The 25,534-nt window shown below is 68.3% G+C and carries 16 protein-coding genes and 3 rRNA genes; 7 read left to right on the top strand and 12 right to left on the bottom strand.

Features of this window, described 5'->3' with window-relative positions; genetic code table 11:
• Nucleotides 1-27 precede the first annotated feature (27 nt).
• Genes B5557_RS26975 through mtrA form a run of 3 tightly spaced genes read right to left on the bottom strand, consistent with a single transcriptional unit; the run spans nucleotide 28 to nucleotide 4,685 of the window.
• Entirely contained in the window at nucleotides 28-1,809 is a 1,782-nt protein-coding gene (locus tag B5557_RS26975) for an LpqB family beta-propeller domain-containing protein (RefSeq protein ID WP_443031368.1), read from the bottom strand.
• Nucleotides 1,810-1,849: 40 nt separating this feature from the next.
• Nucleotides 1,850-3,994, bottom strand: a complete 2,145-nt coding sequence (gene mtrB / locus B5557_RS26970) for an MtrAB system histidine kinase MtrB (RefSeq protein ID WP_079661880.1) — start codon at nucleotides 3,992-3,994, stop codon at nucleotides 1,850-1,852.
• A 1-nt stretch (nucleotide 3,995) separates the two neighbouring features.
• Nucleotides 3,996-4,685 (bottom strand): two-component system response regulator MtrA, encoded by a 690-nt coding sequence (gene mtrA / locus B5557_RS26965; protein WP_187283109.1) that lies wholly within the window; start codon nucleotides 4,683-4,685, stop codon nucleotides 3,996-3,998.
• Between the two features lie 207 nt (nucleotides 4,686-4,892).
• On the opposite strand from mtrA, the gene B5557_RS26960 reads away from it, so the two are divergent.
• Complete coding sequence (locus B5557_RS26960; protein ID WP_443031275.1) at nucleotides 4,893-5,768, top strand: GNAT family N-acetyltransferase; 876 nt, start codon at nucleotides 4,893-4,895, stop codon at nucleotides 5,766-5,768.
• 25 nt (nucleotides 5,769-5,793) lie between these two features.
• On the opposite strand, the gene mtnA is transcribed toward B5557_RS26960, so the two are convergent.
• Nucleotides 5,794-6,939 carry an S-methyl-5-thioribose-1-phosphate isomerase gene (mtnA, locus tag B5557_RS26955; protein WP_079661879.1) on the bottom strand — a complete coding sequence of 382 codons (1,146 nt, stop codon included), beginning with the start codon at nucleotides 6,937-6,939 and terminating at the stop codon, nucleotides 5,794-5,796.
• Nucleotides 6,940-7,079: 140 nt separating this feature from the next.
• Here mtnA and B5557_RS26950 point away from each other — a divergent pair, with 140 nt between their 5' ends.
• From B5557_RS26950 to B5557_RS26930, 5 genes are all read left to right on the top strand, one after another.
• Nucleotides 7,080-8,459 (top strand): glycerophosphoryl diester phosphodiesterase membrane domain-containing protein, encoded by a 1,380-nt coding sequence (locus tag B5557_RS26950; protein ID WP_079661878.1) that lies wholly within the window; start codon nucleotides 7,080-7,082, stop codon nucleotides 8,457-8,459.
• A gap of 133 nt (nucleotides 8,460-8,592) precedes the next feature.
• Nucleotides 8,593-9,309 (top strand): DUF4129 domain-containing protein, encoded by a 717-nt coding sequence (locus B5557_RS26945; RefSeq protein ID WP_231976477.1) that lies wholly within the window; start codon nucleotides 8,593-8,595, stop codon nucleotides 9,307-9,309.
• A complete protein-coding gene (locus tag B5557_RS26940) occupies nucleotides 9,306-10,502 on the top strand; it encodes a DUF4350 domain-containing protein (protein ID WP_079661877.1) in 1,197 nt (398 codons plus the stop codon). Before B5557_RS26945 ends, B5557_RS26940 begins: the two co-directional genes overlap by 4 nt.
• Nucleotides 10,502-11,491, top strand: coding sequence for an AAA family ATPase (locus B5557_RS26935; protein ID WP_099936741.1), 990 nt, complete (start codon nucleotides 10,502-10,504; stop codon nucleotides 11,489-11,491). The genes B5557_RS26940 and B5557_RS26935 overlap by 1 nt, the downstream gene beginning before the upstream one ends.
• Nucleotides 11,491-12,801: a DUF58 domain-containing protein gene (locus B5557_RS26930; RefSeq protein WP_079661875.1), complete on the top strand. Its 1,311-nt coding sequence runs from the start codon at nucleotides 11,491-11,493 to the stop codon at nucleotides 12,799-12,801. Before B5557_RS26935 ends, B5557_RS26930 begins: the two co-directional genes overlap by 1 nt.
• 95 nt (nucleotides 12,802-12,896) lie before the next feature.
• Here the strand turns inward: B5557_RS26930 and rrf are convergent.
• From rrf to B5557_RS26905, 4 genes are all read right to left on the bottom strand, one after another.
• Nucleotides 12,897-13,013, bottom strand: a 5S ribosomal RNA gene (gene rrf / locus B5557_RS26925).
• Nucleotides 13,014-13,106: 93 nt separating this feature from the next.
• Nucleotides 13,107-16,227: ribosomal RNA gene (locus tag B5557_RS26920) — 23S ribosomal RNA — on the bottom strand.
• Between the two features lie 303 nt (nucleotides 16,228-16,530).
• A 16S ribosomal RNA gene (locus tag B5557_RS26915) occupies nucleotides 16,531-18,056 on the bottom strand.
• Together the 16S, 23S and 5S rRNA genes form the textbook arrangement of a ribosomal RNA operon.
• A gap of 574 nt (nucleotides 18,057-18,630) precedes the next feature.
• Nucleotides 18,631-19,638 (bottom strand): stage II sporulation protein M, encoded by a 1,008-nt coding sequence (locus B5557_RS26905; protein ID WP_079661874.1) that lies wholly within the window; start codon nucleotides 19,636-19,638, stop codon nucleotides 18,631-18,633.
• A gap of 130 nt (nucleotides 19,639-19,768) precedes the next feature.
• On the opposite strand from B5557_RS26905, the gene B5557_RS26900 reads away from it, so the two are divergent.
• Nucleotides 19,769-20,716, top strand: a complete 948-nt coding sequence (locus B5557_RS26900; RefSeq protein ID WP_079661873.1) for an RDD family protein — start codon at nucleotides 19,769-19,771, stop codon at nucleotides 20,714-20,716.
• A gap of 17 nt (nucleotides 20,717-20,733) precedes the next feature.
• On the opposite strand, the gene B5557_RS26895 is transcribed toward B5557_RS26900, so the two are convergent.
• From B5557_RS26895 to manA, 4 genes are all read right to left on the bottom strand, one after another.
• Entirely contained in the window at nucleotides 20,734-21,348 is a 615-nt protein-coding gene (locus tag B5557_RS26895; RefSeq protein ID WP_079661872.1) for a hypothetical protein, read from the bottom strand.
• Between the two features lie 145 nt (nucleotides 21,349-21,493).
• The gene (gene ahcY, locus B5557_RS26890; protein ID WP_079661871.1) at nucleotides 21,494-22,951 is read right to left on the bottom strand and encodes an adenosylhomocysteinase; all 1,458 of its coding nucleotides are present in this window, start codon (nucleotides 22,949-22,951) and stop codon (nucleotides 21,494-21,496) included.
• Between the two features lie 275 nt (nucleotides 22,952-23,226).
• Nucleotides 23,227-24,207 (bottom strand): cation diffusion facilitator family transporter, encoded by a 981-nt coding sequence (locus B5557_RS26885; protein ID WP_079661870.1) that lies wholly within the window; start codon nucleotides 24,205-24,207, stop codon nucleotides 23,227-23,229.
• 163 nt (nucleotides 24,208-24,370) lie between these two features.
• The gene (gene manA, locus B5557_RS26880; protein ID WP_079661869.1) at nucleotides 24,371-25,522 is read right to left on the bottom strand and encodes a mannose-6-phosphate isomerase, class I; all 1,152 of its coding nucleotides are present in this window, start codon (nucleotides 25,520-25,522) and stop codon (nucleotides 24,371-24,373) included.
• Nucleotides 25,523-25,534: the final 12 nt, after the last annotated feature.

The raw sequence follows: 25,534 nt of genomic DNA, 5'->3' as shown, positions 1-25,534 counted from the left end.
CCGCCGTCACTCCCGCGGGAAAAAAAATCATCCCGGGTAAAACACGGTGGAAGCGGTTTCCTTCAGGGTCCGCCAGCCACTCCCGCCGGGCAGCCACAGCAGCCCGTCCTTGGAGGTGGCGAACAGCGGGGTGTTGCTGTCCTCGGAGGCGGCGATGCTGGTGACCTCGGTGAGGCCGGGAAGTGTGCCGGCCTCGGGGATCGAGCCGTCGCACTGCACGTACTGGACCTGCTCCACGCCGCCGGCCTCGCGACCGACCACCACGAGCCGACTGTCCCCAGCCCACGCCATGGCCCTGACCTGTTCCAATTCCGGTGTCGCCGAGCGCAGTTCCTGGACCGACACGGACGGCTGCTCGCCGCTGCCCGCGCCGCGTTCGATCCGCCCGATGAGCAGGGACTGCTTGCCGCCCTTGTCCACGACGAGCGCGATCCGCACCCCGTCGGCAGCCACTCGTACGGCGTTGATCCGGCCGTCCAGTCCCGGGGTGAGGACCTCCAGCGGCTGGCCGCGGCCCTTCGCCAGCAGGAGCAGCCGAGGGCGGTCGGGGTCGCGGTCGGCCACCCACAGGTCGCCCTGGGCGTCCCAGCTGGGGGTGGTGAGCCGGTCGGTCTCCGTCTTGCCCTTGCTCTGCAGTGCGGGGTCGCCGATGGAGCTGCCCGACACGGTGGAGGTGACGTAGAGCGTCTTGCCGTCGAGGGCGACTCCGGCCGCGCTGTGTTCGTCGCGGGCCACGGCGACGGAGCGCAGTGCCTTGGCGCCGTCGCCGAGCGCTCCGGGCACGGGCTCGGCCCGGGTGTTGCCGCTGCCGCTCGTCATGCGGACGAGGCGGTGCTGGCCGTCGATGAAGTACAGGTAGCCGGGGTTGGTCTGCGATCCGCGTGCGGCGACGGCCGCGGCCCGGTCAGCGGCGAGGCTGCACAGTTGTGTGCCGCCCGCGCGAAGCGCGATCTCTTCGATGGTGGGGGCGAGGCTCTGCAGGGAGAACAGCAGCTGGGCGGCCATCTCGTCGCACTTGCCGCGTCCGATGTGGGCTGCCTTGTCGTTCAGCGGCACGGTGAGCTTGTTCTGGTCGTCGGGGGCGAGCGAGGTGCCCTTGGGCAGTGCGGTGCCCGTGGGGAAACTGGATCTGACGACGTGGCGCAGCCAGCTGGTGGGTCCGGTGAGCACACTGCGCACCATCTGCGTCATGGGGTCGACGCGTTCCCGTACGTAGACGGGGTCGGCGACGGCCATGGGCTGTCCGGAGCCGTCGGCGGCGGTGTTGGAGGCGAAGTAGTACTTGTTGACGGACACGTAGTTGCGCTGGAAGTCGGACTTGCCCATGACGACGCCCGGGGGGAGCGCGTCGATGCGCCATTGTCCGGTCTTCTTGTCGCGGGTGAGGTGGACCGTCTGGCCGTAGTTGCCCGAGGCGGGCGTGTACGACTGCTGGGCGTCGACGACGGCGACTCTCGTGCCGGTCAGGACGTACGAGAAGTCGTTGCCGTCGTCCCGGCTTCCGGTGGGTCCGGCCACGGTTGCCGGTCCGTCGGCGAGGACCGTCGTGGAGCGTTCGGGCTCCCATTTCTGGGCGGCCTTGTTGGTCAGGTACTGCCGTGCCGTGGAGTAGCTCGGGTCGTCGCTGGTGAGCGCCTCGAGGAAGCCCTGGACGATCTCCTGGGGCTGTGCGTCGTCCGGGGGCGGCATCGCGAACACGCGCACCTGGGGGTCCTGGCGCGGTGTGGATTCGACGCCGCGCAGGTCGCCGCTGTCGGGCATCGAGGCGCACCCCGCCAACAGCACGGCGCCACAGGCGGCGTACGCCATCGTGCGCCCCGGCGTGCGCCGGGTTCCCCCCTTGCGCCGTTCAGCGCCCACGGAATGCCTCCCCTTGCTCGTCCGAGCTCTCCGTCGCGGCTCCCCGCCGGTCCGGAGTCCCCCTCAGTGCCGTGTCATCCTGGTCCGCCGTTTCGGACGGCTCCGGGTCCTCGCCGTGTGCTGTCTCCGTCGCGGCCCGTGTCGTGGACGGTTCGTCGGGTCGTCGTCCGTTTCCGGTGCCCGGGGCGGTCCGCGGCACGACGCGTGCGCCGTTGCCGGGCAGGGCTGTCGGGTCGGCGGTGGGTGCCACGCTGGTCATGCGGGGTGTGAGCGGGGCGCGGGCGGCCGACAGTTGCTCACTGGCGGGCTGCACCGGCACCGTGGCGCTCTTCTCGCCTCCGCCGCGCGGGCGGCCCGCGTCGTCGCGTTCGCCGCGGTTGCGGCGGGAGTCCTTGGGTTCGAGCGGTATCGGCGAGCCCCGCAGCGGCTCGTCGGCGGTCCTGGGCAGCGTCAGCCGGAACTGGGAGCCGCCGCCGGGCTCGCCCCAGGCCTGCAGCCAGCCGCCGTGCAGTCGGGCGTCCTCCAGGGCGATGGACAGGCCCAGGCCGGTGCCGCCGGTGGTACGCGCGCGTGCCGGATCGGCGCGCCAGAAGCGGCTGAAGACGCGGGTGGCCTCGCCGGGTTTGAGCCCGACGCCGTAGTCGCGTACGGCGATGGCGACGGCGCCGCCCGCGGCGGCCAGTTTGACGATGACGTCCTTGCCCTCGCCGTGTTCCACGGCGTTGACGACCAGGTTGCGCAGCACTCGCTCCACGCGCCGGGCGTCTGCCTCGGCGACGACGGGCTGCTGGTCGCCGATGACGCGTACGGTCGTGCCCTTGCGTTCGGCGAGCGGGGCGGCCCCGCTGACGACGCGCCGCACGACCTCCCTGAGGTCGATCGGTTCGGCTTCCAGGGCGGCGGCGCCGGCGTCGAAGCGGCTGATCTCCAGCAGGTCGGCGAGGAGCGTCTCGAACCGGTCGAGCTGGTCGGCGAGGAGTTCCGCGGACCGCGCGGTGACGGGGTCGAAGTCGACGCGGGCGTCGTGGATGACGTCGGCTGCCATGCGGACGGTCGTCAGCGGCGTCCGCAGCTCGTGCGAGACGTCGGACACGAAGCGCCGCTGCATCCGCGACAGGTCCTCCAGCTGCTGGATCTTCAGCTGGAGGTTCTGGGCCATCTTGTTGAAGGCCTCGCCGAGGCGGGCGATGTCGTCCTCGCCGGTGACCTTCATCCGCTCCTGCAGGCGTCCCGCGGAGAGCCGTTCGGCGATCCCTGCGGCCATCCGCACGGGTGTGACGACCTGGCGCACCACGAGCCAGGCGATGGCCCCGAGGAGGACGACGACGAAGAGTCCGGCGGTCGCCAGGGTGCCCTTGACCAGGCTCAGCGACTTCTCCTCCTGAGTGAGCGGGAAGAGGTAGTACAGCTCGTACGGGTCCTCGTTGGGGTCGCTGACCTGCTTGCCGATGACCAGGGCGGGCTGGGACTCCTTGTCGCTGAGGTAGATGATGCGGGAGTAGCTCTGGACCGCGCCGGTGCTGGTGTTGACGCGTTCGCGCAGGTTCTCCGGGACGCTCTTGTTGGGGTCGACGAAGCCGGAGGCGCGCGGTCCGTAGCCGCCGCTGTCGTCGCCGGAGGGCAGGGTGACCACGTCGAACGCGCCCTGGCCGCCGCTGGACAGCGACAGCACGAGCTCGCTCATCCATTCGCTGACGTTCCGCGAGGCGCGGCTGCCCGGCGGGGTCCCGTCGTCCGCGACGGCGCTGGAGGCCTCGTCGGCCTTCTGCTTGGCCACGGCGAATCCGCCGGTGGCCTGGCTCTGGGACGCTTTGACCTTGGCGTCCAGCAGGCCGTTGCGGACCTGCCCGATGACGACGAAGCCCAGCAGCAGGACGACGCCCAGCGACATCAGCAGGGTCGTGGCGACGACCTTGAGCTGGATGTTGCGCCGCCACAGCCGCATGACGGGCAGCAGTGGCCGGCGTACCCAGCGCAGCAGCAGCCGTAGGACGGGGCTGCCCTGCACCCCGCCTTGCAGCAGTCCGCCTTCGAGGAGGCGGGCGAAGCGTGAACCCGGTGTCTTACGGCCGACAGGCCGCTCCGGTCGGGCCCCGGACCGGCCGGGAGCCGAAGCGGCACTGTCCCCGGACATGTCAGCTGGGTCCTGCCTTGTATCCGACGCCACGGACGGTCACCACGATCTCGGGTCGCTCGGGGTCCTTCTCGACCTTGGAGCGCAGCCGCTGGACGTGCACGTTGACCAGGCGGGTGTCGGCGGCGTGCCGGTAGCCCCATACCTGTTCCAGGAGCACCTCGCGGGTGAACACCTGCCAGGGTTTGCGCGCGAGCGCGACCAGCAGGTCGAATTCCAGCGGCGTCAGCGCGATCGACTGCCCGTCCCGCTTCACGGAGTGACCGGCCACGTCGATGACGAGGTCGCCGATGGCGAGCTGCTCGGGCGCCGGCTCCTCCGACCTCCGCAGCCGAGCCCGGATCCGGGCGACCAGCTCCTTCGGCTTGAACGGCTTCACGATGTAGTCGTCGGCGCCGGACTCCAGCCCGACGACCACGTCGACGGTGTCGCTCTTCGCCGTGAGCATCACGATCGGCACGCCGGACTCCGCCCTGATCAGGCGGCACACCTCGATGCCGTCCCGGCCGGGCAGCATCAGGTCCAGCAGCACCAGATCGGGCTTCGCCTCACGGAAAGCAGCCAGCGCCTTGTCACCGTCGGCTACGAAAGACGGCTCAAAACCTTCACCACGCAACACGATGCCGAGCATCTCGGCCAGTGCGGTGTCGTCGTCGACGACAAGGACTCGTCCCTTCATAAACGACATCATCCCATTCTCATAACGGTGAAGGTTGCCCAGGTGAGCAGGGTCACCGGCCAGTGACGATAGTCGTACGGGACCGTCACTGTCTGCCCCCGTCCTCCGTAGCCGATGTCAGCGGCTGATGTAGTGCCTCTGTGCGCGGCGGCGCCCGGGCCGGCACCGGCGGTGATGCCAGTGAAAAACCGCGGTGCGCGCGGCGGTCTCGGTGATGGGATGCGCCGCATGAGCGACCCGTTGCGCGACCGCATCGAGCGGTACTACTCCACCGTGCCCCTCCTCTTCGCCGAAGCCGAGGACTTCGGCGCGCTACGACTGTTCGTACGCAGGGAGCCGGGTGCCCCGTACTACGGCGGACCGAGCCACGCCCAGCCCAGCGCGGAGGGCGCGGCCTTCGTCGGCTCCGCCGACATCGCCCGGGTGCGGGCCCGCCAGCGTGAGCTCGGCGTGCCGGAGGCCTTCGAATGGCTGGCCGAGTCGGCACCGACACTGCAGGCCCGTATCGAGGCGGCCGGCCTGCCCGTACTGCGCCGCCCGCTGATGGTTCTCCCTCCCCGTCGCTCACTCCCACCACAGCCCCTTCCGAACGGCATGACACTGCGCGCGCTCACCGCGGACGATCCCGCCCTGCCCGCAGTCCTCGCCCTGCCCCGCCTGGCCTTCGCCACGGAGCCCATCCCCACCACGGACCCATCGAACCCGGCACGCCCCGCGGACCGTACGGAGCTGTCGAGGCTGGCCGAGGAACTCACGGAGGACGGCACCGTGGCCGTGGTCCGCCCCACGATCCGCGCCGGACACAAGACGCTCGTCGCCGCCCTCGCCCCGGACGGCACACCGCTCGCCGCGGGCCACTACCACCCCGCGACCGGCACCACGGAGATCGGCGGCGTCTGCGCCCTGCCCTCAGCTCGCCGCCAGGGTCTGGCCGCCGCCGTGACAGCGGCCCTGGTCGCCCACGCCCGCGACCACGGCGTCGACACGATCTTCCTGGCCTACGCGAAGGAGACCGTTGCCCGCATCTACGCCCGCCTCGGCTTCCGCCCCGCCGGCACGACCCTCCTGATCGCCAACCAACCCGCACGCTCATGACACCGGCAGCCGCGGGCCGGTCCGGTCAGCGCCGGTCCCCACCCCGGCGCGCCCTGCGGCACAGCTCGGCAAGGGCATCGGCCGTCACCGGCGATATCGCGCCCTCCTCCGTGACGATCGCCGTCACCAGCTCCGGCGGCGTCACGTCGAACGCCGGGTTGTACGCCTGGGTCCCCAAGGGCGCCACCGGAATCCCTCCTCCCGCGCCCGTCACCGGCGCCTGCGGTGCCGTGACCTCCGTTACCTCGAACCCGGGACGTTGCTCCACCTCGATCGACGCCCCGTCCGGCGTCTCCGGATCCACCGTCGTCACCGGCGCCACCACGATGAACGGCACATGGTGATAGCGCGCGAGCACCGCGAGCGGATAACTCCCCACCTTGTTCGCCACCGATCCGTCGGCCGCGATCCGGTCCGCCCCGATCAGCACCGCGTCCACCTCGCCCGCCGCGAAGAGCGAACCCGCCGCGTTGTCCGTCAGCAGGGTGTACGCCATGCCGTTGCGCGCGGCCTCGTACGCCGTGAGCCGAGCGCCCTGCAGCAGCGGACGCGTCTCGTCGACCCACAGCCGGCGAAGCCGCCCCGCCCGGTGCGCGGCGAGCGCCACCGCGAACGCGGTCCCCTCCCCGCCCGACACCAGCGAGCCGGTGTTGCAGTGCGTGAGGACACGGTGTCCGCCGCCGGGCAGCAGTTCGTCGAGGAGTGCCAGCCCGTGCCCGGCCATCCGGGCGCTGGCCTCGGCGTCCTCCTGGTGCAGCCGCCGCGCGGCCGCCAGCGCCGCCAGCGCGCCCTGACCCGGATCGCCGCTGCGGGCCAGTTCCGCCTGGTACGCGGACCGGGCGCGGCGCACACCGACGGACAGGTTCACCGCGGTGGGCCGGGCCCCCGCCAGCACGTTCGCGGCCTCGTCCACGTCGAAGCCGCGCGCGGCGGCGAGCGCGACACCGTACGCCCCGGCGATCCCGAGCAGCGGCGCTCCCCGCACGGCCAGCGAGCGGATCGCCTCCACCAGCGCGGACGCGTCCGTACACACCAGTTCGACTTCCTCGGCCGGCAGTCTCGTCTGGTCGAGAAGAACCAGTACGGGACCTTCTGGCGGCTCCTCCCAACGAAGCACCGGGGCCTCGGTCGGCCGCTTGCCCTCGCCGGATTGCGCGTACTGATCAGCCATGCGGTCAGTCTGCCCACTATCCGACGGACCATTGAAGATGTGCGGCCCATACCGCGGCCGGTCCCTCGGTCAGCACCCCATGACACGATGGCTGCCAACCTGCCGCCGCGACCGCGGACGGGCACCGTGAAGGAGCGACGATGAAAGACACTCCGGGCTGGGCCTCGCCCGGATCCGCCCCGTCCGACGGACAGGAGCCCGGCGCGTCCCACCCCGCCGAGCCGACCGGCCGGCCCGCCGAGCAGCAGCCCGCGGACCAGCCGGACGCGAACCCACAGAGCCCCGGCACGAAGTGGTCCAAGGAACAGCCGCCGCCCGGCCAGTGGTCGGCGCCCGCAGGCCCCCAGAGCCCAGGCCAGGCCCCGCCACCGCCGCCACCCCCGCCGCCTGGCCCGGGCTGGGGCCCCCACCCGCCCGCCGGACCTGGAGGCGGACACCTCGGCGGCCCCGCCGGACACGGCGGTTACGGCGGTTACGGCGGCTACGGCCCTCCCGGGGGCTGGGGCGCCGGCTGGGGCGGCCCCCCGCCTGCCGCGAAGCCTGGCGTGATCCCGCTGCGCCCGCTCGGCGTGGGCGAGATCCTCGACGGCGCCGTCGCCACCATGCGCACCTACTGGCGCACGGTCCTGGGCATCTCGCTGACCGTCGCGATCGTCACCGAGGTCTTCGTCGTCCTGCTGCAGGGCCTGATCCTCGACGGCTCCACGGACACCGCCGCCCTCGGCGACCCGGCCGCCACCGTCGACGAGCAGCTCAACGCCATGGGCGACGCCATGCGCGCCTCCGGCCCCGTCCTCCTCATCACTCTCCTCGGCACCATCACGGCGACCGCCCTGCTCACAGCCGTCACCAGCCGCGCCGTGCTCGGCAAACCCGTCACTCTCAAGGAGGCCTGGCGCGACGCCCGCCCCCAAGTACCCCGGCTGTTCGGGCTGATCCTCCTGCTGATGCTCATCACCGCCGCCGTCGTCCTCGCCTGTCTGCTGCCGGGCATCCTCGTGGGCGCCGCCGGGAACTCCGACGCGGGTGACGCGCTCATGGCCTTCGGCATCCTCGGCTCGATCGCCCTCGTGCTGTGGCTGCTGATCCGGTTCTCCCTTGCCTCCCCCGCGCTGATGCTGGAGAAGCAGGGCATCAAGAAGTCGCTCGGCCGTTCCGCGAAGCTCACCCGCGGCTCCTGGTGGCGCGTCTTCGGCATCCAGCTGCTCGCCCTCATCATCGCGAACATCGTCGCGATGATCGTCGTCGTCCCCTTCGCCCTCCTCGGCGCAGCCCTGAGCGACGGCGGCGTCGGCGGCATGGTCGAGGCGGGCGGCGACTACGGCTGGACCTACCTGATCGTCAGCGGCATCGGCTCGGTCATCGGCTCCATGATCACCTTCCCGATCGCGGCGGGCGTCATCGTGCTGCTCTACATCGACCAGCGCATCCGCCGCGAGGCCCTCGACCTCGACCTGGCCCGCGCCGCCGGCGTCCAGGGCTACGGCGCCCCCACTCCCGGCACCACCCCGGGGAGCTGATGCGGTGATCCCGGCGGGGGGAGTTCTCACAGCGGTACCGCCCCCGGGCGGTTTGCCCGTCCGGGCGCTGCCCGGCCTCACCGACGCACCCGCGGCAGCCCTCTCCCGCGCCGCCGGCCGGGCCGCGCAAGCCCTGTTGCGGGCGGGCGGCGACGGCACCGTACTGTCACTGGCCCGCTCGGGTGACGAACCGCCGGTGACCATCCCACGGGACCCCGCGCGGGAGGCGGCCCGCCGCGAGCTGTCCAAGGACCTGTACCACCAGAACGACCCCAGCCTGTTCCAACGCGCCCTGGACACCTTGTGGGACTGGATCGGCGACCTGTTCGACACCGCTTCGACCGCCACCCCCGGCGGCACACTCGGCCTCCTGGTCGTCGTCCTCGCCGTCGTGGCCGTCGTGGGCGCCCTGTGGTGGCGCCTGGGCACCCCGCGCCGCCAACCCTCCTCCGCCGCCGCCCTGTTCGACGACCGCTCCCGCAGCGCCGCCGAACACCGCGCCACCGCCGAGGCACACGCCGCCCAGGGCCACTGGAACAGGGCCGTCCAGGAACGCATGCGCGCCGTCGTCCGCTCCCTGGAGGAACGCGCTCTCCTCGACACGCACCCCGGCCGCACGGCCGACGAAGCCGCCGACGAGGCCGGCCGCACCCTGCCCGCCCACACCGACCGACTGCGCACCGCCGCCCGCGACTTCGACGACGTGACATACGGCGGCCGCCGCGCGACGGAGCAGTCGTACAGGCGGATGGCCGAACTCGACCTCGACCTGGAACGCACCAAACCCCAACTGGCGGCGAGCAACACCCACACCACGGCCCACCCCGCCCGCCACGGAGCCGCCGAATGACGACCGAGGCCACGCTCCCCTCCACCTCGGCCTCGCCCACCGCCCTGCGGCTGTGGACCCGCGCGCGAGGACTCACTCTCGCCTTCGTACTGCTCCTGGCGGGAGCCGTCACGCTCGCCGCGCTCCAGTCCGACGCCCGCCACGGCGCCCTCGACCCCCGCTCCGCCCACCCCTACGGCAGCCACGCGATCGCCGAACTCCTCACCGACCACGGCGTGTCGACCCGCGTGGTCGACACCCTGGCCGACGCCCGCACCGCGGCAGGCCCCGCCACCACCCTCCTCGTCGCCACCCCCGACCTCCTGACGGAGCGCCAACAAAACGAGCTGCACTCGGCGATCGCCGGCTCCGGCGGCCGCACCGTCCTCGTCGCCCCCGGCAGCTGGTCCGTGGGAACCCTCGCCCCCGGCGTGACCGCGGACCCGGCCACCAGCCGCGGCTCCACGCTCTCCCCCGAGTGCGCCCTGCCCGCCGCCCGCGGCGCCGGCGCCGCGGAAACCGGCGGCATCCGCTACACCAGCCGCCACCTCGGCGCCGACGAGTGCTACCCCAGCGAGCGCCTGGCGACCCTCCTCCGCATCCCGGACGCCTCCGGCGACGGCGACACCGTCATCCTCGGCGCGCCCGACATCCTCTACAACAACCGCCTCGACAAGCAGGGCAACGCCTCGCTCGCCCTCCAACTCCTCGGCTCCCGCACCCATCTGGTCTGGTACCTCCCCTCGCTCTCCGACACCTCCGCCGCCGCCCCGGACGACCAAAAGGGCTTCCTCGACCTGCTCCCCTCCGGCTGGATCTGGGGCACCCTGCAGCTCTTCGTCGCGGCAGCCCTCGCCGCCCTGTGGCGGGCACGCCGACTGGGCCCCCTCGTGCCCGAAAAACTCCCCGTGGCGATCCACGCCTCCGAAACCGTCGAAGGCCGCGCCCGCCTCTACCGCAAGGCGGCCGCCCGCGACCGCGCCGCCGCCGCTCTTCGCTCCACCACCCGCACCCGCCTCGCCCCTCTCCTAGGCGTCCCCGTCACCCAGGCGCACGCGCCCGAGGCACTCATCCCCGCCCTGTCCGCCCACCTCCACGGAGACGGACAGTCCCTGCACTCCCTCCTCTTCGGCCCGCCCCCCGGCGACGACGCGGCCCTGATCGCGCTCGCCGACCAACTCGACGCCCTCGAAAGAGAGGTACGCCGTCCATGATGGACCCGACCACTGACAACGCCGGGACCACCGGGGACCCGGGCCGCGCCCGAGCCTCCCTGGAAGCCCTGCGCGCCGAGATCGCCAAGGCCGTGGTCGGCCAGGACCCCGCTGTGACCGGCCTCGTCGTCGCCCTCCTCTGCCGCGGACACGTTCTCCTTGAAGGAGTCCCCGGAGTGGCCAAAACGTTGCTCGTCCGCGCCCTCGCATCCGCACTCGAACTCGACACCAAGCGCGTCCAGTTCACCCCCGACCTCATGCCGAGCGACGTCACCGGCTCCCTCGTCTACGACACCCGCACCGCCGAGTTCTCCTTCCAGCCCGGCCCCGTCTTCACCAACCTCCTCCTCGCCGACGAAATCAACCGCACCCCGCCGAAAACCCAGTCGTCCCTCCTCGAGGCCATGGAGGAACGCCAGGTCACCGTCGACGGCACCCCACGCGCCCTCCCCGACCCGTTCCTGGTCGCGGCAACCCAGAACCCCGTCGAGTACGAGGGCACCTACCCCCTCCCCGAAGCCCAACTGGACCGGTTCCTCCTCAAACTGACGATCCCTCTCCCCTCCCGCCAGGAGGAGATCGACGTCCTCACCCGCCACGCGGAGGGCTTCAACCCACGCGACCTGCACGCCGCCGGCGTACGCCCCGTCGCAGGCCCGGCCGACCTCGAAGCGGCCCGCGCGGCCGTCGCCAAAACAACGATCTCCCCCGAGATCACGGCCTACGTCGTCGACATCTGCCGCGCCACCCGCGAATCCCCGTCGCTCACCCTGGGCGCCTCCCCGCGAGGCGCGACCGCACTCCTCGCCACAGCACGCGCGTGGGCATGGCTGACCGGCCGCGACTACGTCATCCCCGACGACGTCAAAGCCCTCGCCCTCCCCACGCTCCGCCACCGCGTACAACTCCGCCCGGAGGCCGAGATGGAAGGCGTCACCGCCGACTCCGTCATCAACGCGATCCTCACCCACGTCCCCGTCCCCCGCTGATGGCACTCACCGGACGCACCGCACTCCTCGCGGCCCTCGGCTCCCTCCCCGTCGGCATCTGGGACCCCGGCTGGACGGGCATCCTCGCGGTCAACGCCCCCCTTGCCGTGGCCTGCGCCTGCGACTTCGCACTCGCGGCCCCCGTACGCCGCCTGGGCCTGACCCGCTCCGGCGACACCACCGCCCGCCTCGGCGAACCGGCGGACGTCACCCTCACGATCACCAACCCGTCCCGCCGCCCACTGCGCGCCCACCTCCGCGACGCCTGGCCCCCCAGCAGCTGGCAGCCAGGAACGGAGACGGAGGCCTCCCGTCACCGCCTCACGATCCCGCCCGGCGAACGCCGCCGCCTCACCACCCGCCTACGCCCCACCCGCCGCGGCGACCACCACACCGACCGCGTCACGATCCGCTCCTACGGCCCCCTCGGCCTCTTCTCCCGCCAGGGCGCCCACAAGGTCCCCTGGACCGTACGCGTCCTCCCCCCGTTCACCAGCCGCAAGCACCTCCCGTCGAAGCTGGCCCGCTTGCGCGAACTCGACGGCCGGACCAGCGTCCTGACCCGCGGCGAAGGCACAGAGTTCGACAGCCTGCGCGAATATGTTCCTGGTGACGACACCCGCTCCATCGACTGGCGTGCCACAGCCCGCCACTCCACGGTCGCGGTCCGCACGTGGCGACCCGAACGGGACCGACACATCCTTCTGGTCCTCGACACCGGCCGCACTTCAGCAGGACGTGTCGACGACGCTCCCCGCCTGGACGCCTCCATGGACGCGGCCCTCCTCCTCGCCGCGCTGGCATCGCGCGCCGGCGACCGAGTCGACCTCCTCGCCTACGACCGCCGCGTACGCGCCCTGGTCCAGGGCCGGACCGCACGGGACGTTCTTCCATCCCTGGTCAACGCCATGGCCACGCTTGAACCCGAACTGGTCGAAACGAACGCGGGCGGCCTCATGGCAGCAGCGCTCCGCACGACTCCCCGCCGCTCCCTCATCGTCCTCATGACCACGCTCGACGCCGCCCCAGTCGAGGAAGGCCTCCTGCCCGTCCTCTCTCAGCTCACCCAACGCCACACCGTCCTGGTGGCCTCGGTCGCCGACCCACGCATCGCCCGCATGGCCACGTCCCGCGGCGACACCGACGCTGTGTACGACGCCGCAGCCGCAGCCCAGGCTCAGGCGGAACGCCATCGCACAGCCGAGCAACTCCGTCGGCACGGCGTCACCGTCGTCGACGCGACACCGAGCGAGCTCGCCCCTGCCCTGGCAGACGCCTATTTGGCACTGAAAGCGGCAGGCCGCCTGTAACGCAAAACGGACTCTCCCTAAGGAGAGCCCGTCCAGACAACCATAAACGCAGAAAACCCCCGTGCCGAACGGCACGGGGGTTTTCTTCAATATTTGTTCGGCGGTGTCCTACTCTCCCACAGGGTCCCCCCTGCAGTACCATCGGCGCTGTAAGGCTTAGCTTCCGGGTTCGGAATGTAACCGGGCGTTTCCCTCACGCTATGACCACCGAAACACTATGAAACTGTTTCAGCCGCACCACACCCGTGACCATGGGCATGGGGCCGTTCGTGGTTTCAGAACCAACACAGTGGACGCGAGCAACTGAGGACAAGCCCTCGGCCTATTAGTACCAGTCAGCTTCACCCATTACTGGGCTTCCACATCCGGCCTATCAACCCAGTCGTCTACTGGGAGCCTTACCCTCTCAAGGAGGTGGGAACACTCATCTCGAAGCAGGCTTCCCGCTTAGATGCTTTCAGCGGTTATCCCTCCCGAACGTAGCCAACCAGCCATGCCCTTGGCAGAACAACTGGCACACCAGAGGTTCGTCCGTCCCGGTCCTCTCGTACTAGGGACAGCCCTTCTCAATGTTCCTGCGCGCGCAGCGGATAGGGACCGAACTGTCTCACGACGTTCTAAACCCAGCTCGCGTACCGCTTTAATGGGCGAACAGCCCAACCCTTGGGACCGACTCCAGCCCCAGGATGCGACGAGCCGACATCGAGGTGCCAAACCATCCCGTCGATATGGACTCTTGGGGAAGATCAGCCTGTTATCCCCGGGGTACCTTTTATCCGTTGAGCGACGGCGCTTCCACAAGCCACCGCCGGATCACTAGTCCCGACTTTCGTCCCTGCTCGACCCGTCGGTCTCACAGTCAAGCTCCCTTGTGCACTTACACTCAACACCTGATTGCCAACCAGGCTGAGGGAACCTTTGGGCGCCTCCGTTACTCTTTAGGAGGCAACCGCCCCAGTTAAACTACCCATCAGACACTGTCCCTGATCCGGATCACGGACCCAGGTTAGACATCCAGCACGACCAGAGTGGTATTTCAACGACGACTCCACCTGAACTGGCGTCCAAGCTTCACAGTCTCCCACCTATCCTACACAAGCCGAACCGAACACCAATATCAAACTGTAGTAAAGGTCCCGGGGTCTTTCCGTCCTGCTGCGCGAAACGAGCATCTTTACTCGTAGTGCAATTTCACCGGGCCTATGGTTGAGACAGTCGAGAAGTCGTTACGCCATTCGTGCAGGTCGGAACTTACCCGACAAGGAATTTCGCTACCTTAGGATGGTTATAGTTACCACCGCCGTTTACTGGCGCTTAAGTTCTCAGCTTCGCCACACCGAAATGTGACTAACCGGTCCCCTTAACGTTCCAGCACCGGGCAGGCGTCAGTCCGTATACATCGCCTTACGGCTTCGCACGGACCTGTGTTTTTAGTAAACAGTCGCTTCTCGCTGGTCTCTGCGGCCACCCCCAGCTCGAGCAGCAAGTGCTCTCACCAAGCGTGGCCCCCCTTCTCCCGAAGTTACGGGGGCATTTTGCCGAGTTCCTTAACCATAGTTCACCCGAACGCCTCGGTATTCTCTACCTGACCACCTGAGTCGGTTTAGGGTACGGGCCGCCATGAAACTCGCTAGAGGCTTTTCTCGACAGCATAGGATCATCCACTTCGCCACAATCGGCTCGGCATCAGGTCTCAGACTATATGAACGGCGGATTTGCCTACCATTCGCCCTACACCCTTACCCCGGGACAACCACCGCCCGGGATGGACTACCTTCCTGCGTCACCCCATCACTCACCTACTACAAGTCTGGTCCGTCGGCTCCACCACTTTCCATTCCCCGAAGGGTCCGGAACGGCTTCACGGACTTAGCATCGCCTGATTCAATGTTTGACGCTTCACAGCGGGTACCGGAATATCAACCGGTTATCCATCGACTACGCCTGTCGGCCTCGCCTTAGGTCCCGACTTACCCTGGGCAGATCAGCTTGACCCAGGAACCCTTAGTCAATCGGCGCACACGTTTCTCACGTGTGAATCGCTACTCATGCCTGCATTCTCACTCGTGAACCGTCCACAACTACCTTCCGGTGCTGCTTCACCCGGCACACGACGCTCCCCTACCCATCACAGCCGCCGTTGGGCGTATTGCTGCAATGACACGACTTCGGCGGTACGCTTGAGCCCCGCTACATTGTCGGCGCGGAATCACTAGACCAGTGAGCTATTACGCACTCTTTCAAGGGTGGCTGCTTCTAAGCCAACCTCCTGGTTGTCTCTGCGACTCCACATCCTTTCCCACTTAGCGTACGCTTAGGGGCCTTAGTCGATGCTCTGGGCTGTTTCCCTCTCGACCATGGAGCTTATCCCCCACAGTCTCACTGCCGCGCTCTCACTTACCGGCATTCGGAGTTTGGCTAAGGTCAGTAACCCGGTAGGGCCCATCGCCTATCCAGTGCTCTACCTCCGGCAAGAAACACACGACGCTGCACCTAAATGCATTTCGGGGAGAACCAGCTATCACGGAGTTTGATTGGCCTTTCACCCCTAACCACAGGTCATCCCCCAGGTTTTCAACCCTGGTGGGTTCGGTCCTCCACGAAGTCTTACCTCCGCTTCAACCTGCCCATGGCTAGATCACTCCGCTTCGGGTCTTGAGCGTGCTACTGAAACGCCCTGTTCGGACTCGCTTTCGCTACGGCTACCCCACCCGGGTTAACCTCGCAACACACCGCAAACTCGCAGGCTCATTCTTCAAAAGGCACGCAGTCACGAGATATGTGCAAGCACATATCCGACGCTCCCACGGCTTGTAGGCACACGGTTTCAGGTACTATTTCACTCCGCTCCCGCGGTACTTTTCACCATTCCCTCACGGTACTATCCGCTATCGGTCACCAGGGAATATTTAGGCTTAGCGGGTGGTCCCGCCAGATTCACACGGGATTTCTCGGGCCCCGTGCTACTTGGGTGTCTCTCAAACGAGCCGCTGACGTTTCGACTACGGGGGTCTTACCCTCTACGCCGGACCTTTCGCATGTCCTTCGCCTACATCAACGGTTTCTGACTCGTCCTGTCGCCGGCAGACGACAGAAGAGAGATCCCACAACCCCCACGACGCAACCCCTGCCGGGTCTCACACGTCGTAGGTTTGGCCTCATCCGGTTTCGCTCGCCACTACTCCCGGAATCACGGTTGTTTTCTCTTCCTGCGGGTACTGAGATGTTTCACTTCCCCGCGTTCCCTCCACATACCCTATGTGTTCAGGTATGGGTGACAGCCCATGACGACTGCCGGGTTTCCCCATTCGGAAACCCCCGGATCAAAGCCTGGTTGACGACTCCCCGGGGACTATCGTGGCCTCCCACGTCCTTCATCGGTTCCTGGTGCCAAGGCATCCACCGTGCGCCCTTAAAAACTTGGCCACAGATGCTCGCGTCCACTGTGCAGTTCTCAAACAACGACCAGCCACCCATCACCCCCAACCAACAGGCTGGAGTTCACTGGGGCCGGCAACTGAGGGGTTCATTCCCTCAGACACCCAACAGCGTGCCCGGCACCCCCGCCGCTTCCCTCATTCATTCCACGCTCCGAAGAGCAGTACTAGAAGGAGAAGACGATCAAGAGTGCCGAATAATCAACGTTCCACCCATGAGCAACCAGCATCGGACGTACGCCGATGTACTGGCCTCTGGACAACCTTGCGGCTGCCTAGAAGTGCTCCTTAGAAAGGAGGTGATCCAGCCGCACCTTCCGGTACGGCTACCTTGTTACGACTTCGTCCCAATCGCCAGTCCCACCTTCGACAGCTCCCTCCCACAAGGGGTTGGGCCACCGGCTTCGGGTGTTACCGACTTTCGTGACGTGACGGGCGGTGTGTACAAGGCCCGGGAACGTATTCACCGCAGCAATGCTGATCTGCGATTACTAGCAACTCCGACTTCATGGGGTCGAGTTGCAGACCCCAATCCGAACTGAGACCGGCTTTTTGAGATTCGCTCCACCTCACGGTTTCGCAGCTCTTTGTACCGGCCATTGTAGCACGTGTGCAGCCCAAGACATAAGGGGCATGATGACTTGACGTCGTCCCCACCTTCCTCCGAGTTGACCCCGGCAGTCTCCTGTGAGTCCCCATCACCCCGAAGGGCATGCTGGCAACACAGAACAAGGGTTGCGCTCGTTGCGGGACTTAACCCAACATCTCACGACACGAGCTGACGACAGCCATGCACCACCTGTACACCGACCACAAGGGGGCGACCATCTCTGGCCGTTTCCGGTGTATGTCAAGCCTTGGTAAGGTTCTTCGCGTTGCGTCGAATTAAGCCACATGCTCCGCTGCTTGTGCGGGCCCCCGTCAATTCCTTTGAGTTTTAGCCTTGCGGCCGTACTCCCCAGGCGGGGAACTTAATGCGTTAGCTGCGGCACCGACGACGTGGAATGTCGCCAACACCTAGTTCCCACCGTTTACGGCGTGGACTACCAGGGTATCTAATCCTGTTCGCTCCCCACGCTTTCGCTCCTCAGCGTCAGTAATGGCCCAGAGATCCGCCTTCGCCACCGGTGTTCCTCCTGATATCTGCGCATTTCACCGCTACACCAGGAATTCCGATCTCCCCTACCACACTCTAGTCTGCCCGTATCGAATGCAGACCCGGGGTTAAGCCCCGGGCTTTCACATCCGACGCGACAGACCGCCTACGAGCTCTTTACGCCCAATAATTCCGGACAACGCTTGCGCCCTACGTATTACCGCGGCTGCTGGCACGTAGTTAGCCGGCGCTTCTTCTGCAGGTACCGTCACTTTCGCTTCTTCCCTGCTGAAAGAGGTTTACAACCCGAAGGCCGTCATCCCTCACGCGGCGTCGCTGCATCAGGCTTTCGCCCATTGTGCAATATTCCCCACTGCTGCCTCCCGTAGGAGTCTGGGCCGTGTCTCAGTCCCAGTGTGGCCGGTCGCCCTCTCAGGCCGGCTACCCGTCGTCGCCTTGGTGAGCCATTACCTCACCAACAAGCTGATAGGCCGCGGGCTCATCCTTCACCGCCGGAGCTTTCAACCCCCACCCATGCGAGTGGAAGTGATATCCGGTATTAGACCCCGTTTCCAGGGCTTGTCCCAGAGTGAAGGGCAGATTGCCCACGTGTTACTCACCCGTTCGCCACTAATCCCCACCGAAGTGGTTCATCGTTCGACTTGCATGTGTTAAGCACGCCGCCAGCGTTCGTCCTGAGCCAGGATCAAACTCTCCGTGAATGTTTACCGGTAATCCGGTGCACACACACGAGAGCGGAACAGCCAGGCGGAATAAGCCCGGCCGTTCACAGCGTCCTCGCTGTGTTTTTTCAAAGGAACCTCATCCTCGGCTATCACTGCCGGGGACGGGGTATCAACATATCTGGCGTTGATTTTTGGCACGCTGTTGAGTTCTCAAGGAACGGACGCTTCCTTTGTACTCACCCGAGAGACTCTCTCAGGCTTTCCTCCGGGCGCTTCCCTTCGGTCTTGCGTTTCCGACTCTATCAGATCTTTTTCCGATCCGATTTCCTCGGTGCTTTCCAGGTTCTCCGCGTTTTTCGTTTCGCGGTTTCCCTTTCCGGCGTTTCCGACTTTATCAGAAGTTTCGAGCCGGTCTGACCGGCCATTCATTCCGACTTATCGGGGGCCTCTGCGGAATCAGAGATTCACGAGGCTGACAGATACTAACCGCTGCCGACCGGACCATGTCCAGTTCCAGGCAACTGTTCGAATCTACCTCCCCGCGCACTCCGTGTCAACGGTTTTTGCGGGGCGAAGAGGAGAGTAGCAGCTCAGCCGGGCCGTACGCACATCAGGCGGCTGTCGGCACCGTGGCGCTGCGCTCGATCGCCTCGACGTCGCCCGTGTCTCCGGCTCGGGCGGCTCTGCCGCCGAGGACGTAGACGTACATGAGGAAGGCCAGTTCGGCTGCGATGCCGATGGTGATGCGGGCCCAGGTGGGCAGGCCGGAGGGGGTGACGAAGCCTTCGATGGCTCCGGAGACGAAGAGGACCAGGGCGAGGCCGATGGCCATGCCCACCGCGGATCGGCCTTCTTCGGCGAGGGCGGTCCGACGGGTGCGGGGCCCTGGGTCGATGACGGTCCAGCCGAGGCGGAGTCCGGTTCCGGCTGCGACGAAGACCGCGGTCAGTTCGAGCAGGCCATGTGGGAGGACCAGGCCGAGGAACGTGTCGAGTCGGCCGGCCGAGGACATGAGGCCGGCTCCGATGCCGAGGTTGAGCATGTTCTGGAACAGGATCCAGAGGACCGGCAGCCCCAGGAAGACACCGAGCACCAGGCACATCGCTGCTGCCTGGGCGTTGTTCGTCCAGACCTGGGCGGCGAACGCGGCGGCCTGGTGGCTCGAGTAGTACGTCTCGTACAGGCCGCCGGGTCGGGTGAGCGCGCGGAGCTCGTCGGGGGCGGCTATGGAGGACTGGACCTCCGGGTGGGTGCCGATCCACCAGCCCAGGAGGGCGGCGACGGCGGTGGACAGCAGCGCCGTCGGTACCCACCAATGGCGCGACCGGTAGACCGCGGCGGGGAAGCCCTGGGTGAGGAAGCGGGTCACGTCGCGCCAAGAGGCACGTCGGGTGCCTGTCACCGCGCTCCGCGCGCGTGCCACGAGTTGGGTGAGCCGGCCGGTGAGCTGGGGGTCGGGAGCGCTGGACTGGATCAGGGAGAGGTGGGTGGCGGCGCGCTGGTAGAGGGTGACGAGTTCGTCCGTCTCGGCGCCGGTGAGGTTGCGCCGACGGCGTAGGAGGGCGTCGAGGCGGTCCCATTCGGCTCGGTGGGCGGAGACGAAGACGTCGAGGTCCATCGGTGTGCCTGCTCCTCGGCTGTTCGTCGGCGGCCGGTGGTGGATGTCAGCTTGTCGTACTGGGTCGCGATGTGTTCTCAGCTTGGCAGACTGGCCGTTGCCGGGGCAGGTCAGAGAAGGGACGACGGACGTGAGCGAGCTGGTGACGGGTGAGGCCGTGGCGCTGGAGCTGCGGCCTGCCAGGCTGCCCAGCCGGGCGTTGGCGACGTTGCTGGATCTGGTCGTGGCCTTCGTGGTCTACATCGTCGTGAGCATCGCTCTGGTGGCGTCGACCGCGTCCTTGGACGAGGCGGCGCGGATCGCGCTGTCGATCGCCACGTTCCTGCTGGTGCTGGTGGGTGGGCCGATCGCGGTCGAGACGCTCAGCCATGGGCGCTCGCTCGGCAAGATGGCGTGCGGGTTGCGGGTGGTGCGGGACGACGGTGGGCCGATCCGGTTCCGGCACGCGCTGGTGCGGGGCGCGATCGGTGTGGTCGAGATTCTGCTGACGATCGGGGTGGTGGCCTGTATCGCCTCGCTGGTGTCGGCTCGGGGGCGACGGCTCGGTGATGTCTTCGCCGGAACGCTGGTGGTGCGGGAGCGGGTGCCGGTGGGGCGGTCCGGTTTGGTGCCGCCGCCTCCGCCTTGGCTGGCGGGTCGGTTCCAGGGGCTGGATCTTTCGGCGGTGCCGGACGGGTTGTGGCTGGCGATCCGGCAGTATCTGGGGCGGATGGGCCAGCTGGACCCGCAGGTCGGTTGCGCGATGGCCGAGCGGCTGGCCGGTGATCTCGCGGTACGTACGGGGGCTCCGGTGCCGCCGGGGGTGCCACCCGCCGCGTATCTGGCTGCGGTGGTGCAGGAGCGGCAGGTCCGGGAAGCCCGGCGGGCCTTCGGCAGTGGTCCCGTTGCGGGGCCGCCCGTGGCCGAGAGTGGGGGCAGGGTTGTGGAAGGTGGGGCGGGAAACTACGGTCCGCCGGCGTCGTACGGCCCGCCGGCCCCGTCTGGTGCGCCCGCTCCGTCCCGTGTGGCGCCCGTGGAGGGGTTGGCCGGTGAGCGGTCCGAGGGGTCGTCGGGTACGGGGTTCGTGCCGCCGGTGTAGCGCTGTCCGGGGTGGGTTCAGTCGAAGGTCGACGGGGGTGTTTCGAGGTCTTCGAGCTCGATGCCTGGGGCTGCGAGGACGACGTCGCCGGCGATGTGGACGGTGTGCTGTTCGCCGGTGTCCAGGGCTGTGACCTGGTATTCGTCCACGGTCAGGGGGCCGTTGTCAGTGGCGTGTGCTTCGCTTCTCAGCAAGGCCCAGGACTGGTCGACGGTGCGGGGAGCGAGGACCGGTTCGGTGAAGGCGACGAGGCGTACCCGGGTGGCCGGGGAGGAGGGGGTGAGGCGTAGGAGCCGGGTGGTGGCGATGAGGAAGGCGGGGGATGTGCCGGTGAAGGCGTGGGCGGGGGCGTTGCCTTCCGTGGCGTGGGCGCCGGTGGGGTCGGTACGGACCCAGGTGACGCCGTCCAGGGCTGCGCCGCGTACCTGCCAGCTGCTTGCGTGGAGTTCGAGGCGCAGGGGGCGGCCGAGGTCGTCGAGGGTGAGATCGACGGAGCCGGTGGGGTCGCCGGTGGGGGTGGTCAGCTGGGAGACGTAGCGCCAGCCGGAGGGGCCGGGGGCGCAGTGGAAGTGTTCGTGTGCGAAGGGGGTGTGATCGTGCGGATCGTGGAGCGAATATCGGCCGCGGGGCATCGGGGTCCTGGGGTGTGACGGGCTGGTCGGGTGCCGCGGCGGTCCGGCCGGGGCGACCGAAGGGGCAGGCCCCCGACACGGGGGTGCGGGGGCCTGTCTCTGAGGTGCTGCGGACTACGGGCGCTGGGCCTTCGGGCTCAGTGGCTCAGTAGCGGTAGTGGTCCGACTTGTAGGGGCCCTCGACCTCGACGCCGATGTAGGCGGCCTGCTCGGGGCGGAGCGTGGTCAGCTTTACGCCGAGTGCGTCGAGGTGGAGGCGGGCGACCTTCTCGTCGAGGTGCTTGGGCAGCGTGTAGACGCCGGTCGGGTACTCGTCGGGCTTGGTGAACAGCTCGATCTGGGCCAGGGTCTGGTCCGCGAAGGAGTTGGACATCACGAACGACGGGTGGCCGGTGGCGTTGCCCAGGTTCAGCAGGCGACCCTCGGAGAGGACGATGATGACCTTGCCGTCGGGGAAGGTCCAGGTGTGGACCTGGGGCTTGACCTCGTCCTTGACGATGCCGGGGAGCTTGGCGAGGCCGGCCATGTCGATCTCGTTGTCGAAGTGGCCGATGTTGCCGACGATGGCCTGGTGCTTCATCTTGGCCATGTCCGAGGCCATGATGATGTCCTTGTTGCCGGTCGTGGTGACGAAGATGTCGGCCTTGTCGATGACCTCGTCGAGGGTCGTGACCTGGTAGCCGTCCATCGCGGCCTGCAGGGCGCAGATGGGGTCGATCTCGGTGATGATGACGCGGGCGCCCTGGCCGCGGAGGGACTCGGCGCAGCCCTTGCCGACGTCGCCGTAGCCGCAGACGACCGCGGTCTTGCCGCCGATGAGGACGTCGGTGGCGCGGTTGATGCCGTCGATCAGGGAGTGGCGGCAGCCGTACTTGTTGTCGAACTTCGACTTGGTGACGGCGTCGTTGACGTTGATCGCGGGGAAGAGGAGGACGCCGTCGCGCTGCATCTCGTACAGGCGGTGGACGCCGGTGGTGGTCTCCTCGGTGACGCCGCGGATCTCCGAGGCGAGCTGGGTCCACTTCTGGGAGCCGTCGGTGATGGTGCGGTTGAGGAGTTCGAGGATGACGCGGTGCTCGTCGTTCTCGGCGGTGTCGACCGAGGGGACCTTGCCGTCCTTCTCGTACTCGACGCCCTTGTGGACGAGGAGGGTGGCGTCGCCGCCGTCGTCGAGGATCATGTTGGGGCCGCCGGTGGGGCTGTCCGGCCAGGTCAGGGCCTGCTCGGTGCACCACCAGTACTCCTCCAGCGTTTCGCCCTTCCAGGCGAAGACCGGGATGCCCTGGGGGTTCTCGGGCGTGCCGGCGGGGCCGACGGCGATGGCGGCGGCCGCGTGGTCCTGGGTGGAGAAGATGTTGCAGGAGGCCCAGCGGACCTGGGCGCCGAGGGCGACCAGGGTCTCGATGAGGACGGCGGTCTGCACGGTCATGTGCAGGGAGCCGGTGACGCGGGCGCCGGCCAGCGGCTGGGTCTCGGCGTACTCCTTGCGGATCGCCATGAGGCCGGGCATCTCGTGCTCGGCGAGGGTGATCTCCTTGCGGCCGAAGGCGGCCAGGGAGAGGTCGGCGACCTTGAAGTCCTGTCGGTTGTCGACAGTCGTCATGGGGTGCTGCTCCTCGGGGTCGGTTCGAGAGAGTGGGTACGGCTGGTCTGCGCGGCGGCGGACACAGGGGTGCCCGAAGGGGACCCAGGCATGCCCGCAGTACGCGCAGCGCAGTCCGTCGGAGGCCCTCTCTCCCTCGGTCGGTCCGTGCTGGGACCGCCCGACCGCCATCAGCAGCGACGTCTGGCTCCGTTCCAAGCTACACCGGTGGCGCGGGCGGCCCCAGTCCGCCTCCGATCAGATCGCGCCGTTCACGGACCGGGAGCGGGGTCGGGTCAGTGCTCGGTCGGGTGTTGGCTGGGGCCGCCGGGGGTGGCCTCGCGGTCGGGGCCCTTGGCGGCCTCGGCCTCGCTGTAGATGTCGGGTTCGAGGTAGATGACGCGGGCGATGGGGACGGCGGCGCGGATGCGGGCCTCGGCGGCGTTGATGGCGGTGGCGACCTGGGTGGCCGTGTCGTCGTGCTGGACGGCGATCTTGGCGGCGACCAGGAGTTCTTCGGGGCCGAGGTGGAGGGTGCGCATGTGGATGAGGCCGGTGACGGTGTCGCCGTCGACGATGGCGGCCTCGATCTTCTGGACCTCTTGCAGGCCGGCGGCCTCGCCGAGGAGGAGGGACTTGGTCTCGGCGGCGAGGACGAGGGCGATGAGGACGAGGAGGACGCCGATGCAGACGGTGCCGATGCCGTCCCAGATGCCGTCGCCGGTGAGGAGGGCGAGGCCGACGCCGCCGAGGGCGAGGACCAGGCCGATCAGCGCGCCGAAGTCCTCGAGGAGGACGACGGGCAGCTCGGGGGCCTTGGCGCGGCGGACGAACTGGGACCAGGAGAGCGCGCCGCGCAGTTCGTTGGACTCCTTGATGGCGGTGCGGAAGGAGAAGCCTTCGGCGATGATCGCGAAGGCGAGGACGCCGACGGGCCAGTACCAGTGTTCGACGTCGTGCGGGTGCTTGATCTTCTCGTAGCCCTCGTAGATGGCGAACATGCCGCCGACCGAGAAGAGGACGATGGAGACGAGGAAGGCGTAGATGTAGCGCTCGCGGCCGTAGCCGAAGGGGTGTTGCGGGGTGGCTTCGCGCTGGGCCTTCTTGCCGCCGATGAGGAGCAGGGCCTGGTTGCCGGAGTCGGCGAGCGAGTGCACGCCTTCGGCGAGCATCGACGATGAGCCGCTGAACGCGAACGCCACGAACTTCGATGCCGCGATCGCGAGGTTGGCGCCGAGTGCCGCCACGATCGCCTTGGTGCCGCCTGACGCGCTCATGTGTTCGGGTTGTCCCTTCGCCTTCGTGCGTACGCCGTGCAGGGCGGGGCCCGTGGTGGGCTTTGCCCGTCCTTTGCCGGTGGGTCATTGTTGCAGCCCGGTCCGGCGGGGGCGCGCCCGGCTGTGCGGTGGGCCGTCTTGTGCGCTGTGTGGTGGGTGGGTGTCAGGCGACGACGGTGGCACGGAAGACCGCGCCGGTTCCGGACACTTCGACTTTTTCGCCCGCGGGGACGAAGACGGAGTGGCCGGGGGTCAGTTCGTGTTCGCCGGCCTGTACGGAGCCGGTGGTGCAGAGCAGGATCTGCGGGGTCGGGAGGGTGAGGTCGCGGGCGGGGGCGCCGGTGGGCAGGACGTGGCGCGAGAGCCGGAACTCGTCGATGGGGGTGTCGTAGACCTCTTCGCCGTCGGGGGTGGCCTCGGGGCGCAGGACGCCGGGGTCGCCGGGTTCGAAGCGGACGATGCGCAGGAGTTCGGGGACGTCGACGTGTTTGGGGGTGAGGCCGCAGCGCAGGACGTTGTCGGAGTTGGCCATGATCTCGACGCCGAGGCCGCTGAGGTAGGCGTGCGGGACGCCGGCGCCGAGGAACAGTGCTTCGCCGGGCTGGAGTCGGACGTGGTTCAGCAGCATGGCGGCGATGACGCCGGGGTCGCCGGGGTAGTGGTGGGCGATGCCGGCGTAGGGGGCGTAGTCGCCGCCGAGGCGGTCGCAGGCGGCCGCGGCCTGGGCGACGGTGTGGGCCATGTCCTCGGGGTCTGCGGTGAGGATCGCGGTGAGGACCTCGCGCAGGGCGGCGTCTTCCGGGTGGGCGTGCAGGAGGTCGACGTACGGCTTGAGGGAGTCGACGCCGAGGCCGTCGAGGAGGTCGGCTGCGTGTGTGGGGGCGCGGAAGCCGCACAGGCCGTCGAACTCGGTGAGGGCGCAGATGAGTTCGGGTTTGTGGTTGGCGTCCTTGTAGTTGCGGTGTGGGGCGTCGACGGGGATGCCGCGGCGTTCTTCGTCCTCGTATCCCTCCTTGGCCTGTTGCAGGTCGGGGTGGACCTGGAGGGAGAGGGGGGCGCCGGCGGCGAGGATCTTGAGGAGGAAGGGGAGGCGGGGGCCGAACTTGGTGACGGTGCGCTCGCCGAGTTCGCGTTGCGGGTCGGCCTCGATGACCTCGACGAGGGTGCCCCGGCCGGTGCGGGAGGGTGCGCCCGGGTGGGCGCCCATCCACATCTCGGCCTGCGGTTCGCCGGTCGGCGTGGTGCCGAGCAGGTGCGGGATCGCGGTGGGGGAGCCCCAGGCGTAGGGGCGGATGGTGTTGTCGAGGCGGTCCATCGGGTTTCTCTG

It is taken from the genome of Streptomyces sp. 3214.6, assembly GCF_900129855.1.
Taxonomy (GTDB): Bacteria; Actinomycetota; Actinomycetes; order Streptomycetales; family Streptomycetaceae; genus Streptomyces; species Streptomyces soliscabiei.
This window is presented reverse-complemented; position numbering and strand designations above follow the sequence as displayed.